Below are 15,443 nucleotides of genomic sequence, written 5' to 3' on the forward strand. Positions count from 1 at the left end.
CCAGCCGCTGTGCCACCTTCCGCAGGGGTGACCGGCTTCTGGGCAGGTGCGCTTGCTGACGGGGGTGCACTTCCAGATCTGCAGGCGCCGTACGCCACCAAGAATCATCATGGTCAGGGGGGAGGCGATGCGTTGCCAGGGCACGTTGTCCACGCGGGCCCAGGGCACTCGGTCGATCAGGGCGGAGGTCTCGTCCCCGGTCACCCACAGCGGAGCGATGTTCAGGGCCCTGGCGTTGGCGGAGCGGCGACGTACGGTGCTGGCGCTGAGGGGGGGGGAGTACTGCCCTTCCCATCCGACACTTCCGCCGGCTCCGGTCACCAGTACGTCGGTGATCACCTTTCCGTCTGCGGACCGGGCCTCGGTCTGCACCTGGAGCCCGTTTCGGGACGCGGTGCGAGCGATCCGCTCCTTCATCGCCTTGTGCTTCTCGCCCTCCTGTGGCGTAGCGACATGGGTGAGCGGCAGGTGGCCGCCACCCACGCGACGGTGCCGCCGCGGCGCTGCCGGCGTACGAACATCCAAGGCGTCTTGTCGGCCAGTGCGCACCGGCATTGGCCGCCGTCGCAAGGCAGGCGGTTGTGAGCGGAATCCGGCCCCGCGAGCGAGCCGAAGCCAGCCCACCAGACCCCTTTGGGTATCGATCGGGCCGGTGCTGCCGTGGCAGGAGAAGCTACCGGGCCCGCAACTGGTAGAGGACCGGCGGTGTCTGGAGGGCACCGTGCTCTAGCCCCGGCACTGTCACCGGCCGGCCCCCACATGTGAGGGATGCAAGTGACGGCACAAGCCACCGGCATCACCCCCGTCAGTCCGCCAAGGGCGCCGTCAGGTTCCCGATCCGCGTGACCGCCCAGCGCACCATGATCACGGTCACGAAGCCGCTTGCCGCGACAGCGGTGACGATCGATGCGGCGGAGCCGGAATGCAGCGCGGTCAGGAACGGGACGACCAGCAGGGCCACCGCCGCGAGCATCCCGGAGCCGTACCAGCCCAGGAACAGCACCGGGCCCAGGCTGCCGGCGGGAGACTGGGCCGACGACATCAGCAGATGGTGCTTGGTCGCACCCCGGCAGGCGTTCACCAGCGAAGCGCCCACCAGCGCGGGCACCAGGGCGGGCGCCAGCAGCGCGCGGGCCCCCGCGCCCTCCGCGGCCAGGACCCCGGCCGCCACCAGCGTGCCCACCAGCCCCAGCGCGACGGGCACCGCGGTGTGCCGCAGCATCAGGTCCCGATAGGGGTAGGGCGCCCAGGACGCGCGCCGGGTGTCGTCGGTCTCCAGCCGGGCCGGCTCCATCAGCTGGGTCAGCGACCAGTAGCCGAAGATCAGTGCGGCCAGCGCCGCCGTCACGCCCGTGCCGCCGTGCGCCGAGGCGGCCAGCACCGCGCCCAGCACGGCCAGTACGCCCAGCACCACGGCGCGGCCCAGGCGGCCCGGGGCGCGCAGCAGTGCGAGGCTGTCGCGCCACGGTACGGCCAGTTGCGCCCAGCGGGGAGCCGGCAGCCGCCAGCGTGCCGATCGGCCCCCGCCGGTGACCCCGGCGACCACTTGCCGCGCGGTACGGAACTCCACTGTGCGCAGCGCGGCCATCACCCCGGTCGCGGTGCGCGAACGCCGTCGTACCGCGGACAGCGCCAGCGACCCGGCGTAGCGGTGTGCCGCGACCAGCGCGCCGGCCACCACGACCGCCAGCAGGACGCCCCCGACTTGGCCGCCGGGCAGCGCGGACGGTGTGGGGGCCAGTGCGGCCAGCCCGGCCCAGCCCCAGGGCCCGGACCACAGCTCCACCCGTTCCAATCCCGGCAGCCGGTGACCGTTGACCGCCATCACGGTCTGCGCCGCCAGCGCGAGCACGGCCATGCCGACGTACGGGGTGGCCAGCCGGGCCCAGCGGGCCACCCGCTCGCTGCCCTCCACCGCGGTGGCGAGCGCGGTCGCCAGCAGCGGCAGGCCGACGCCGCCGAGCAGGCACCAGCCGAATGCGGCCGGCAGCCCCACGCCGACCGTCAGGCCCAGCGCGATCGTGCCGATGGCCGAGACGAGCAGCCCTGCTCCACCGGAGATCGCGGCCGCTCCCCAGAACCACGGCCGCAGCACCCGGCCGGCGTCCACCGGCTGGGCCAGCAGCCAGTCCACGGTCTCGCGCGGCGGTACCACCGGCCCGCGCCACTGGGCGTCCCAGGCGGCGACGAGCAGCCACCCCAGCCCCAGCGCGCAGGACCCGGCAGGCAGCGCGGCCAGGATCGCCGGTCCGTGGCCGGAGTAGTCGGCGCCCATCGACTTCTCGAGGAACAGTCCCAGGCTCGGCAGCCCGCCCCACACCGCGAGGAGCAGCGCCACGCAGTACACGGTGTAGCCGATCTGGCCGGCCTTCTTGCGGCGGTGCGGGGTGCGCAGGTCGCGGACGAGCCGCAGCGTCTCCCGGGTCCAGTCGTCCTCGTCGGACCAGGCCGCGGAGCGCTCGCCGGTCTCTTCTGCGAGGGTCGTCACCGGGCACCGTCCGGGCTCTCAGCCAGCCAGGTCAGTCCGTCGGTCCCGGTGGCGAGCACCTTGTCCGGGTGGCCGTCGGCCACCACCTTGCCGTCGCTGAGGACGAGCACCTGGTCGGCGACCGCGCGGGCCAGTTCTCCGTGGTGGGTCACCAGGAGCACTCCCACACCCTCCGCCGTCTCCTTCTTGATCAGGTCCGCCAGCTGCCGCCGCGCGCCGGGGTCCAGCCGCTGTTCCGGCTCGTCGAGCAGCAGCAGGTCGCGCGGCCGGACCATCGCGGAGGCCAGCAGGAGTGACTGGAGCTGCCCGGAGGAGAGCGCCCCGGGCAGCGCGTCGGCGTGGTCGGTCAGCTTGCGCTCGGCAAGGACGTGGCCGATCCAGTCGCCGGCGTCCTCCACGCCGTGGGCCACCGCCACCAGCTGCAGGTGCTCGCGCACGGTGAGGTCGGGGTAACAGGCCGCGGTGTCGCCGACGACCGCGACCCGGGCCCGGACCGCCGGGTCGTTCTCGTTCATGGGCCTGCCGTCGAACTTCACGGTGCCGGTGCTCGGCTTGTCCCGGCCGGCCGCTATGCGCAGCAGGGTCGATTTTCCGGAGCCGTTGTGGCCGAGCAGCGCGACGCACTTCCCGGCCCGGAGTCGCAGGTTCATGGTGGCCAGCGCGGTGCGCTTGCCGTAGACCCGGCTGACGCCGCTGAGTTCGAGCAATGGTGGTGCACCCATGTCGCCGGGCCTCTCGTCAACCGCGATCGCTGTCCCCGCTTCGGCCTCGGACGACGGCCCGGAGCGGCCCGGCCATTCTCCACGGTCGACCTGGACGGAGGCCATCGGCCCGCTGTTCGCCCGCCCCGAGGCATCCAAGGGGCCTCCGGTCTCCGGGCCCGGCATGCTCCGCGACGGCACCTGGCACGAACCCAGACCCCGCGCCGGCGCCCCTCCGGCTCCCGGCGCCCCCACCGCCGGTGGAGGTGTACGCGGCCGGCCGGAAGTAACGGCGCGGGAACCCACCGTGACCGACCGCGATCCCGCCCTCGCTACGCGAGGCTCAAGGGAGGCCCCCGGCCCCTGGCGCGTACTCGTGCCGATGGCGGCGGGGGGCGTCCCTCGTACCGTCGCGCCGCGTCAGATGCGATGGACCGTGTGGAGGGCCCGGGCGTAGGTGCCCGTGCCGTCCAGGAGTGAGGCCCCTCCCAGGTCGGACATCGTGGGTCCGTTGATCGTCTTTCGGCTGGAGAGGAAGCGCCTTCCGCCGTCCGTGTCCTTGCCGAGGTAGATGCCGACGTGGTCCACCGTCGGCGTCGTGGTGTCGTCACCGGAGTCGGCGTTGAACAGTACGAGGTCGCCGGGCTGGAGGCCCTCGGCGGCCGGCGGATTCGTGCCGTCCGTCCGGTCGATGCGGACGCCAGGCGCGTAGTCGGCCATGGATCTGGATTGGCGAGGTATGCGGGAGTGGGAGGTGTCCTCACCCGCGGCCAGTGGCACGCCCATGTGGTAGCCGTAGACCATGCGCGTGTAGCCGGAGCAGTCGAGGTTGCCGACCTGCTTGGCGGACGGGCCGGTGTGGGTGCCGTCGGGGAAGGTCCAGCCGGTGTTCATGTACTCGTGGAAGTCGGCGCCCTCGTAGCGGTTCCCCTGCGGGTCGAGGTAGCCGTAGCCCGACTCACCCAGGACCTGCTTCCCCTCGGCCGGGTCGGCGCCGGCGACCACCGCGGGCGCGCCGGCGAGGAACATGGCCGCGTAGGCGAGGACGTCCGGGGCGGTGGAGCCGGACCACTCCCGGACGGTCTTCTCCAGCTCCGGGGTCCAGGTGCCGTCAAAGGGTTCCGGGAGCACGCGCACCCAGTCGCCGTGGGTGACGGCGGGCGGGGCCGCCCAGTTGGCGGCGTCAACCTGGAACCGGCTGACGAGCAGTCTGACCGGCAGGTTGGTGCAGCCGTCGTTGGCGAGTGCGCGCAGGCCGACCCGGCCCTTGCCGAAGGTGGGGTCGGCGACGTCGAAGGCCCAGTCGGACGGTTCCGTCGAGGCCGTACGCCATGCCTTCGCGCGTATCCGGGTGCCCTCGCGGCGGACCCGGATTGTCCAGTCGGTGCCCGCGGGTACACCGGTGGCGAGGGAGACGGCCGGTGCGAGCTGGGTGACGGTGTCGGCGACCTCCTTCTCGACCCTCAGCTCGACCGCGCCAGAGGTGAGGAAGGAGAGCCGGGCCCGGTAGTTGTTGTGGGTGTCCTGGTAGCCGAAGGAGAGGGCGAAGGAGCAGGCCTGCCCAGTGGGCACCTTGTCGAACCGTCCGACCGTGCGCACGTCCACGTCGCTGATCTGGTCGTCGCGGACGCTGGCGTGGCGGCTGGCGAAGTCGGTGGTGAGGGTGATGACGCCCGTTCCCGGCACCACCGCGTAGTCGCTGTCGGCGGGTCCGAGGGTGGACCAGGCGCCGCCACCGGGGGATCCGCCCCAGTACACGCGCTGGTCCTGCGGCAGTGCCGGGTCGGGCAGTGTGCGCTGGAAGTCGTCCGCGAACGGCTTCTTGTTCTCCGTGAAGGTGCGCTGCGGGCCGGGCAGCAGAACGGTGCGTGCCCCGTGGGTCAGCAGCGCCACGCGCCGCCCGCCGGAGGTGACCTCGGTGCGGGCCGGGGCCCCCGGCAGCACGGTTGCGGTGAGGTGCGCGGCGAGCGTCTCACGGATGAAGTAGTCGGCGTTCAGCGGCGGCAGGGTCACGGCTGATTGGCCGGAGGCCGGTCCGGACGGCAGGGGCAGCGGCTGGACCGCGGTCGGGGCGGCGGCAGCCGGCTGGGCGGCGCGTGCGGGGGCAGCGGTCAGGCCGCCGAGCGGGACGGCGGCGGCAGAGGCTGCGAAGGCGGCGAGTACGTGACGCCGTGAGGTGTTCGACATGCGTTTCATGATCCCCGGATCGCGGCCGGTGCCGGTAGTGGATAAGGGAGTTGACCTGCGCTTCTTGGCGCGCCGGACGCCACGTGGCCTCTGTTGGTCGCGGCGCCCGGCGGTGTCACGTGGGCACACTCCCGTGTCCGCACCGACGCCGATGCCCTGCCCCGGTTTACGAGGACGCGTGAAGCCTCGGCAGCAACCTCCCACAGCGCGGGCCGGCCCGCGTGCCTCCCGCACCCCGCCGCAGAAGGACGCAGGGACTTTCTTCACGCCTTTGTTCATGTCTTGACTGAACCCCGACAAGACTGTTTCGATCTGGGCGCGTCCCGAGGAACGCGGAGGGAGGAGAGGTTCCCCGTACGCCGTCCGGCCCGGCAGCACGCGCACGGGCCGAGCGGACACTGCGCGCGACCGCATCGTCCTCATGTCCGCCCGGGAACTCGGGAGACCCGGGGCAGGCAGCAGTCGATTGACCGTCAGGGGCCGTGCGACACCGCCCACAGGGCGGGACCGCGTACGGCCTCCGTATCGCACCAGGAAGGAAGGACATCGTGAGACGTTCCCTCATAGGGGCAGCCGCGGCTCTCACCTTGGTCGTTCTCGTCGGCACGGCGTCGGCGGCCCCGGCCGCCGTCCCGCACCACGGCCCCTCCGTGACGGGCACCTACTCCACGGGCGCCGACCACCCATGGCAGTCGCTGCCGGCGGTGAGCCCGGGCGCTCCCGCCGACGCGACCGTGGTCGTCGACCCGAGCACCACCCGCCAGAAGTACTCGGGCATCGGCTTCTCGCTCGACGAGACCAGCGTCTCCAACCTGTGGAAGCTCACCCCCGCCGAGCGCGAGAAGGCCGTCCGGCTGCTCGTCGACCCGAAGACGGGAGCCGGACTCAACCGCTTCCGCCTGACGATCGGCAGCCCGGACCTCATCGAGCACCTGCCGTTCTGGTCCGAGGACGACCTTCCGCCCGGCGTGACCGACGACTTCCAGCTGAAGCACTTCTCCATCCAGCGCGACATCGACCTGCACATCATCGACACCATCAAGCTGATCCAGCGCTACAACCCGAAGGCCACCTTCTTCGGGTCCGCGTGGAGCGCCCCGGCGTGGATGAAGACCAACAACCAGTTCACGGGCGAGGTCGCGCTCAAGCCCGGCAGCACGACGGACTACTACCAGGTGGGCAAGCTCCGGGACGACTGCATCGATGTCTTCGCCCGCTACTACGTCAAGTTCGTCCAGGCGTACGCCCGTCACGGCATCCGCGTGGACGCCCTGACGCTGCTGAACGAGCCCGGCATGGACGTCGTCTACCCGGCGATGGACATCAGCGTGGCGCAGCAGCAGAAGCTCGCCCTCGCGATCAAGAAGGCGCTGCACAAGGCCGATCTCAACACCGGGCTGTACGTCCACGACTTCAACTTCTGGGACTGGCGCGACCCGAACAGCACCGCGACGAAGAACTACTACCGCATCTTCAACGACGCCCCGGACGGCTCCGTGACCGGCCGGCAGGTCCTCAACGCGACGGACGCCGTGGCCTTCCACCCCTACTGGGGCGACCCGACGGTGATGCGCGACGCGTTCGAGCAGACAGGCAAGCCGGTCCACATGACGGAGACCAGCGACCTGTCCGCGGCCACGATCCTGAACTACTTCCGCCTCGACGCGAGCTCGTACGTCCTGTGGGCGCAGACCACCGACCAGGACGGCGGCACGCTCCACTGGACGCCTGCCCGGGACAACAACATCGACTGGGACGAGGTCGCCGCGACCACCAAGTGGCCCGACCGCCTGGTCAAGGTGAACACCACGACCAAGGACTTCACCGTCCGCGACGAGCTGTACGCCATGGGGCAGTTCGCCAAGTACCTGACGCCGGGCGATGTCCGGCTGGAGTCGAGCACGACGGCGAACGGCGTGAGCAACGTCGTCTACCGGCACGGCACCGACCGGTTCACGGCGGTCCTGGGCAACACCAACAGCACGGACTCCACGGTGCGGGTGGTACTGGCCGGCACGTCGTTCGCGGTGAAGGTCCCGGCGCACTCGTACGCCACGTACCAGTGGAAGCAGCACGTCCCCCGCAACACGTACAACAGGGCGCCGGTGGTGGCCCCCGTGCCGGATGTGGTGGCGGACCAGTACGCCACGCTGCAGGTCCCCCTCAAGGCCACCGACCGCGACGGCGACCGGCTCGCCTTCTACGCGACCGACCTCCCGGACGGCATCACGGTCAACGCCGCCACGGGAGTAGTGACGGTCAACCCGACGGTGGCGGGCGAGCACGATGTGTCGGTGTACGTCACCGACGGGACGGCGCGCACGAAGGCAACCCTGCACGTGACGGTGCGCCCGCACAGCGCACCGGTGGGGGTCCGGGTCGAGGCGGAGTCGTACGCGGCCCAGCACGGCTGGACGACGGGCGGCGCCAACTTCATCGAGTCCAACCCGGCGGCGAGCGGCGGCGCGAACGTGGGCTGGACAGCGGCGGGCAACTGGCTCGACTACGGGGTCGACGTCCCGAAGCCCGGCACGTACGACCTGGAACTCCGCGTCGCCACGGGCGGCGGCGCGACGGTCCCGAACGCCCTCTCCTTCCGCGACGCCGCTGGCACGACGTTGGCCACAGCGTCGGTCCCGAACACGGGCGGCTGGGGTTCGTACCAGTCGGTCCACGTCCCGGTCACTCTCGCGGCGGGCGACCAGACGGTCAGGCTCTTCTGCGAAACGGGCGGCTTCAACATCGACTACTTCCGCCTGTCGTAGGGCACTGTCGGCGGCCCGCCGTCACTCCCCGGCTACGGGCGAGGAGTGACGGCGGGCCGCCGTGCTGAAACCCGCATTCCACGAGCGAGCAGGTGCGTCCACAACGGCCGGCAATATCCTGCGGTCATCCGGAGGAGACCGAATGTACGTACACGGCGACGCTGTCGGAGTTTCCCTCGTCGATCAGTACGGAGAGGGTGAAGTGTCCCTTGGATACCGTGCCTGCCTGATACTTCTGGATATCCTTCGTGTCGCGGCCGGCCGACCGAGAAAAGTCATCGAAGAGGTCTCGGATGTCAAACCGGGGCAGGGGTTCGATGCCCATGGAGTCGAAGTATTCCGGAACCCGGTACGCGGGCATGGCGAAGACGAACCGGGCTTGGCCTGCCGTCCTGCCGCCGGTCCCCTCCGTGCATCGGAACACGTCGGAGGCTTCGCCCGGAAGTACCACACCCCAGTCGTGGGCTGTGCCGGCGGCTTCCGCCCGGCCGGAGCGGGTGCACGACTCCCCCGCCCCCGCCCAGGAAGGTGCGTGCACGCCAAACACCGAGACATACCCGAACCCCAGGACCGCCAACGCGGCAAAGGAGGTGATGTACAGCTTCGAAGAGATACGATTTCGCACCAGAAGTTCACTTTCCCACCGGCGGGGCTGGCTGTCCTGCGCGGCAAGCTCAGCGGAGCTCACCGCATCGGACCGTGCCAGATGCTGTCCGTACGGCCGGACTCCATCGCGGGGAGGCCCCCACCCGTTTCGTACGTCATCGCGCTGCTCCGTCCCGTGATCACGTATTCGCGCGCAATACCCACATCATGGAGGCGAGCGAAGTCACCGAAGTCGTAGGGTCCCACCCTCTCGCCGTAGTCGAAGTTGTAGGCCTTACGGAACTCGACGGAGTAATCAATGACGGCCTTGTCCCCTCCCTTGGCCTTTTCGTTGTGGCCGGTCCCGGTGATCCTGAATTGGTAGCCGCGCATCGCGAAATAAAGGTCGGGATCCTCCCGGAAACCCACCGAGGCGTCCTTCCACTTGCTGTCGACTCCCACCGTCTCCCCTTCGGGAACCGACGTCATCTTGCTGTCCAACTCCTTGAGAGCAGCGGTGATGGCCTGCTTCCCCGTGTCCAGGCTCAACAGCTTCTTGATGTCGCCCTGCTTCAGCGTGTACGGATCCCCGGAATTTCCGAGGTAGTGCTGGGTCATGTCCGCGGCCGTGGTCAAAAGCGTCGCATACCACCACCCGACCAGTTCCCCGAGCCGTGCATAGTTCATGCGGTCCTTGATTCCCAAGTCATCCGACTTGGATCCCCAGGAACCTGTGTTCTTCATGTCGTTAGGGGCGTCATGGCCAGTTCCGTACACAGGCGCGGGAGGAGGAGTGTGCGCGTGACAGAAGGACGGGTCGACGTCGCACCTGGTCAGTCCGGTGGGGTCACTGAAATTGACGGGATTGTTGGCCGAGTAGCTGTACCCGTTCACATCCTGCGGAGAGTACTGGGCGTTGAGCGGGTCGGGGCTGAGGAAGCGGTGGAGTCCCGGGTCGTACATGCGGGCACCGAGGATGGACAGACCCGTCGAGTCGTCCTCGGGCTTGCCGAGGAAGCCGCGGTCGGTCGCCGCAGGCAGGCCGGTGGAGCGCTGCTCCCCGAAGGGCTTGTAGCGGCGCCGGGTGACGACGCCGGTGGCGGCGAGGACCATGAGCTGGGTGGAGGCCTGTCCGTCGGACATCAGCCAGGTCAGTGAGCCGTTCGTCGTGCCGTCGCCGACGCGCATGGCGACGGTCGCATCGCCCGCGGTGTAGTAACGGGTGGCTGCGGGACCGCTGGTGCCGCGCTTGTGCAGTTCCTGACCGGACAGGTACAGGACGCTCTCGCTGGTGTTGCTGCGCAGCAGGATGTTGCCGTCGGCATCGTAGACGTAGCTGCTGTTGACCGGCCCGGTGACCTTGCTCAGCCGGTGGAGGGCGTCCCACTGGTAGCTGGTAGTGACGCCGCCCACGGTCCGGGTCTTCATCTGTCCCGCGCCGTAGTAGTCGTAGGTCTCGGTACCGGAACTGGTCTTGATGCCGGTGACCGCGTGAGGACGGGCCGCGCCGGGAGTGTAGGACTGCTGGTCGGCGGAGTAGCCGGGGTAGACGTAGTCGCGGACGGTACTGCCGGTCGCCGTGGTGTCGGTGACTTTCTGGAGGTTGCCGATGCCGTCGTAGGTGTAGTCCTGCTGGTACGGAGCGAGGCTGCCGGCGAGGTCGGGGCTGAAGGCGCCCGCGCAGCCGCCGCCGGCCTGCGTCGTCCAGGCGCGGGTGAGGCGGTTCAGCTCGTCGTAGGTGAAGCACTCGCGCTGGCCGGTGACGTTGTCGGCGACATCGGTGATCTGGCCTGCTGCGTCTCGGGTGTAGGTGTCGTTCTGTACGGACGGTGTCTGGCTGCTGGTGGTCGTGGTGATGTTGGTGACCCAGTTGGTGGCATCGTCGTAGGCGTAGCTGCGGCGTGCCGTGGTGCCGGTGGATCCCGTGGTGCCGTAGGTGCGCCCGGTCAGGCGCCCGATGGCGTCGTAGTCGGTGGCGTTGACGTAGGTGGCGAGACCGCTGGTGAGTGTGTCGGGCATACCGTTGTCGTCGTACCCGGTGGTCACTGTCTCGGTCGGCAGGCCGGCGGTTCGGGCGTACCCGACGCTGGTCCGGTGGTCGGCCGCGTCGTAGCCGTAGGTGGTCGAGTAGCTGCCGGCCAACCCGTTCCCGTCGTCGGGGATGGTCACGGTGACGCCGGTCTGGCGGCCCCGGGCGTCGTAGCTGTCGACTGTGGTGGTGTAGGCCTTCCCACCCGAGTACGACGTCGCCGTCGCGGGCTTGCCGGCTCCGAGGGTGGCGGTGTCGTAGGTCCGGGCGGTCAGCACCGTGCCGCCGGCGCTGGTGGTCAGCGGCCGGTTCAGGTTGTCGTACGCGTAGTCGACGGTGACGTTGCCGCCGTCGGTCGCGGACTGCAGGTTGCCGTTGCCGTCGTAGGTGCTGGACGTCGCTCCCGTGTCCGGCTCGGTGGTCGTGAGACGCTCGCCGAGCCAGTTGTAGGTGTACGTGGTGACGTTGCCCTTGGCGTCGGTGATCTTGGTGGGGTGGCCACTGCGGTCGTACTCGTAGTTCGTGGTGTAGGTCGACGGACCGAACTCCACGACCTTGGACGTCTGACCGAACACGTCGGTGTAGGTATTGGTGCGCTCGCCGACAGCGGGCACGGTAGTGGTGTAGTCGCCGTGGTAGTTGGTGACGCTCTGACCCTGGATCTGGGCGTCGCCCTTGACCAGGATCCGCGACTGGGTGGTGCGGCCGGCGTAGTCGATCACGAGATCGGTGTACGAGGGCAGGGAGTCCACTGTGGGGTAGACCATGCCGGTGCCCGCGTTGCCGGAGTTGTAGAACGCCGCAGAGGTGCCGGTGACGTTGCCGGAGGTGTCGTAGCGGGTGGAGACCACGGTGCGGCCGGTCCCTGTTCCGGCGGGGGACTGCGTCTCGCGGGCGCGGCCCAAGCCGTCGGCATAGGCATAGGACGTGAGGTACGTGCCACCTGACTGCAGGCTCTCGCTGAGAACGCGGGGTGGCGTGTCGGTGCTGCGGACCAGGTTCGGCACGCCCTCGGAGTTCGGGCCCATGGAGATGGTGTAGGTGAATCTCATCGAAGGGGTCGTGCCGGCGTCGTAACCGGCCATCTCGGTCGGCTTCCAGACCTTGGAGACGCGGCCGACGGAATCGTAATCGACCCGGGTGTACACACCGTTGGCGTCCAAGATCTTGTAGGGGGTGCCCCACAGCCGCGAGGACCACGTCGTGGTGCTCATCTTCGTCCCGGGCCCGGAACCATCCGGGTCGGGGGTGGTGGCCTTCACGCCGCCGGTCGGCCAGGAGGTGGCCGGGGTGTAGGTGGTGGTCGTGGTGTGGTTGGCCTTGACGGTGGGGTCGCTGCTGGCGCTGCCGATCCCGTCGGTGGTGGACCGGACCCGGCCACCGCCGTCGTAGGTGCTGGTGACGTCGCGGTAGTGCGTGGCGTCGGTGTACGAGCGGTCCGTGGTGACGTTGCCGTCGGTCGGCTTGTCGGACGCGACGGACGTGGCCCCGTCGTAGAGCTTGACCGTGTAGGAGTCCTGGTTGGCGGCGCCGCGAGCGGCGCAGTCCGCGGTGTAGTGCCTGGTCTCGTCGGGCAGCACCATCCAGCGCTGGACCTGCGAGTCCGGGAAGTAATCGGTGTTGTAGGCGCGTCCGTAGGTGGTGCACCGGTTGTCGTCGGTGTCGACCAGGCCCCAGTCGTTGGTGCGCAGGGGAAGTCCGTAGGTGGTGCTGACCGGGTCTGTGTCGTCGTACTCGTCGTTCACGACGTGCTCGCGCCAGCCCGAGGAGGTCAGTTCGTCCGTCGTGGTCTTCGCGTCGCGGACGAAGCGGGCGTCGGGCAGGCCCTCGTAGGTGGCGGTGGTGTGCGCCCAGTAGGTGTGCCAGACCCGCTCGTGGGACTGTCCGGTGCCGTCGCGCCGGCTGGACTCCAGGGTCTTGCCGTTCAGCCAGGCGCGGTCGGGGACGTCGGCGCTGCCGCTGTCGCCGTCGGTGACGTTCACGCTGCGCGTGGCGGACGGGTCGGTCTTCGAGGTGCGGTCGCCGTCCAGGCCGCGGTAGAGCCAGTAGTAGGTGGAGGCGGCGTTGTCCTTGGTGCCGGTGAAGACCTCGACCTGCTGGTAGCCGCGCCAGTCGGTCCAGGACTCGTCGTCGTCCTTGGTGAGCGGGTCGTTCGGGAAGGCCCAGGCCGGCTTGCCCTTGTAGTCGTAGGTGGTGGTCATCACCGGGTCGCCGTCGTCATCAGCGCCCTTGCCGACTCCGGGGTCGACGCTGACCTTGTGGACGAGGTACTTCTTGAACCAGCCGCTGCTTGCCGACGTCGCCCCCTCGGGGGTCCAGGTCTGCTTGAAGCAGTCCTGGGTGTTGGACGACTCGCTGGGCGGGTCGGCGATGTCGCAGCCGTTCGGGTCGGCGTCGTAGTTGAGGTAGTCGACGTCGACGAACGAGCCGAGGTCCCCGTGGACCTGGGTGACCCGGCGGAAGTTCAGCACGTGGTCGCCGAGCTGGTTGTCCCGCCACTCACCGTTGAAGTTGATCGTCGGCAGGGTGAGGTCCTTGCCGTCGCCGTAGCCCTTGCGCTCCACGTAGTCCAGCCACAGGGTCTTGCCGATCGTGCCCTCGGGGTTCGGCAGCCCGTACTTCATCTGGTACTGCATCGCGGGGTCCCACGTCGAGGAGTCGTCGTCCCGGACGAAGGTCTTGATGTCCCACAGCATGTCCGTGGTGAAGAACGTGGGGGACGCCGTCTGTCCCGTGATGCTTCGGCAGTTGTCGTCGGCGGCCGTACCGTCGCACAGGAGGTCGGTCGGCACGTCCGGGTACGCCTCCGGATGCAACGACAGTGCAGGGCACGGATCAGGATCGTTCGCCAGCGGGTCCTTCTCGGCCATGCGGTCCACGCAACGCCCCACATGGGTGAGCTCGACCTTCGCGGGCAGCTGCGCTCCCGCGATGTCCGAGGCCCAGCCGTACTCGATACGCACCAGATAGCCGGCCGCGTCATAGGCACGCGCCTTGTCGGCGTTGGCCCAGGACCGGTAGTGGTTCTGCTGCTTCTCGTAGAAGTAGGCGTTCTCCACCTCGTGGGGATCAACGACCCGGTCCAGGCCCCAGCGCCAGGCCTGCGTGCACGGCTCGGGGCGCTGGCTGTAGCAGGGTTCTCCGGGGTCGTTGCCGACCACGGGCACCGTCAGCACCGAATGCGTGTAACGGTCCCAGTTCGGGTCCGGGTCCGTTCGCTCGGAGCGGCCCCAGCCGAAGTAGTAGCGCATGCCGTCCTGCTGGGAAACCACCCAGTACTCGTCATCCGCGCCATGACCGCCCGTCAAATGCTGCACTCGCCAGCCCGGGTCGTCCTTCACATGGTACGAACCGGTTCCGGTGCCGTCCTGGACCAGCTCGGACGTCACACCGTTCAGGTTGATCACGTAGATGGCGCCGTCCGGCTCCGCGCTCGAGTTCGGGGAGTCCCAGCAGAGGTCACCGACTCCGGTGAGGCCGTCCGTGCTGCATCCGCGGTACCGCCGCTCGACGTAGCCGACGTTCAGGTCCCAGCCCAGACCGGCCCATGAGGCCTGGGTGTTGGCGGCCGAGGTCAGGCTGTCCACCGCTTGCGAGTTGTAGCTCAGGCTCAGCCCGGGCGTGGAGCCGGTGGGGGCTTTGGGGACCTGGATGGGCAGGTTGTAGTTGAACGCACCCGAGCCGACGGACACATTCCATGAGCCTGACGGGCTCAGGGTCGATGCGCGGTAGTCGCCGGCATCGGACGACGATGTCGACGCCACGGCGTAGACCGACCCCGTACTCGTCGACGCCGCCTTGGCCGCAGCCCCGAGGGAGTCGGGCACGAGCTCGCCCATCGGGTGTCCGGCCGGATCGCCGTCGGCCTGGACCGTGGCCGTCATCGTGCCGGCTTCGACGTCGTTGCGGGCCTTGACGAACACCGGTTTGTGCGCGGAACAGCCCTTGGCACGCGGTGTGCTCAGGGCACACGCGGGCAGCTGCACCAGTCTCAAACGGGAGGCGAGGTCACCACCGTAGGCGTACTTGAATCCCGAGTAGTCCAGCGTCACCTGCACCGCGCCGGACTGGGACAGACCGTCACTGCGGGTCAGCCGGACGCCGAGGCCGAGGCCCCCGGCTTCGGCCAGGGACTTGCGGTCCAGGACCTGCACATCGACGTCCCGTGGTGCCGGTACCGTCACCGGGCCGTTCCGCAGACCGGGAACGACGGCGCCGGAGTCAAGGCCGTCCTTGACGAGGTCGGGCTCGGGAGCAGGAGCGACGGACACCACGGCGGCCTTCGCGTCGGAGCTGGTGCCACCGGCCTTCACCACCGCGCCGGAGGGCGCAACCGCCAGAGCCTCGCCGGCCTTCAGCCCGCCCAGGTGCACCCGCGCCGCCGTCGCCTTGGGCCACGTGAGGCGTACCGGCTCGCCCAGGGTGAGATCGGAGCGGTCCGCCGGCGCCGTACCCGCCCGCTGCACCGGCACGTTCACGGGAGGTTTCGCCTTGGCCGCCGCGGGCGCCGCGGGCGCCGCCACCGCAGGAACACCCGACAACACAGCGGCGACCAGGGCACCGGACACCGCCAGCACCAAGCGCTTCCCACGCCAGGACATGAAACTCCCACCCCGCACACAAAACCGGCGCGGGGTCGCGCCGGCGAGGGCCGACCATAACGGCTGGTTAACTCAAGGGGAAGATCA

6 protein-coding genes are annotated in these 15,443 nt (G+C 69.6%); 1 reads left to right on the forward strand and 5 read right to left on the reverse strand.

Translation table 11 applies throughout. The features are described from left to right. Positions 1–805: 805 nt before the first annotated feature. The 3 genes from ACIP9H_RS01020 to ACIP9H_RS01030 form a co-directional block, all read right to left on the reverse strand. Positions 806–2,488, reverse strand: a complete 1,683-nt coding sequence (locus ACIP9H_RS01020) for a hypothetical protein (protein ID WP_401956655.1) — start codon at positions 2,486–2,488, stop codon at positions 806–808. Continuing rightward, entirely contained in the window at positions 2,485–3,210 is a 726-nt protein-coding gene (locus ACIP9H_RS01025) for an ABC transporter ATP-binding protein (protein WP_401956657.1), read from the reverse strand. Before ACIP9H_RS01025 ends, ACIP9H_RS01020 begins: the two co-directional genes overlap by 4 nt. A 399-nt stretch (positions 3,211–3,609) precedes the next feature. Further along, positions 3,610–5,376: an NlpC/P60 family protein gene (locus tag ACIP9H_RS01030; RefSeq protein WP_401956660.1), complete on the reverse strand. Its 1,767-nt coding sequence runs from the start codon at positions 5,374–5,376 to the stop codon at positions 3,610–3,612. Positions 5,377–5,924: 548 nt separating this feature from the next. Here ACIP9H_RS01030 and ACIP9H_RS01035 point away from each other — a divergent pair. Beyond that, complete coding sequence (locus ACIP9H_RS01035; RefSeq protein WP_401956662.1) at positions 5,925–8,141, forward strand: carbohydrate-binding protein; 2,217 nt, start codon at positions 5,925–5,927, stop codon at positions 8,139–8,141. Between the two features lie 124 nt (positions 8,142–8,265). Here the strand turns inward: ACIP9H_RS01035 and ACIP9H_RS01040 are convergent, their stop codons facing one another. Next, positions 8,266–8,829, reverse strand: coding sequence for a hypothetical protein (locus ACIP9H_RS01040; RefSeq protein WP_401585062.1), 564 nt, complete (start codon positions 8,827–8,829; stop codon positions 8,266–8,268). Beyond that, positions 8,826–15,356 carry an RHS repeat-associated core domain-containing protein gene (locus ACIP9H_RS01045; protein WP_401585059.1) on the reverse strand — a complete coding sequence of 2,177 codons (6,531 nt, stop codon included), beginning with the start codon at positions 15,354–15,356 and terminating at the stop codon, positions 8,826–8,828. The genes ACIP9H_RS01040 and ACIP9H_RS01045 overlap by 4 nt, the downstream gene beginning before the upstream one ends. Positions 15,357–15,443: the final 87 nt, after the last annotated feature.

It is taken from the genome of Streptomyces sp. NPDC088732 (assembly GCF_044751205.1).
Classification (GTDB): Bacteria; Actinomycetota; Actinomycetes; order Streptomycetales; family Streptomycetaceae; genus Actinacidiphila.

Coding starts and splice junctions, on each gene's coding strand:
- ACIP9H_RS01025 (WP_401956657.1), bottom strand. CDS start 3,210: ATGGGTGCACCACCATTGCTCGAACTCAGCGGCGTCAGCCGGGTCTAC.
- ACIP9H_RS01030 (WP_401956660.1), bottom strand. CDS start 5,376: ATGTCGAACACCTCACGGCGTCACGTACTCGCCGCCTTCGCAGCCTCT.
- ACIP9H_RS01045 (WP_401585059.1), bottom strand. CDS start 15,356: ATGTCCTGGCGTGGGAAGCGCTTGGTGCTGGCGGTGTCCGGTGCCCTG.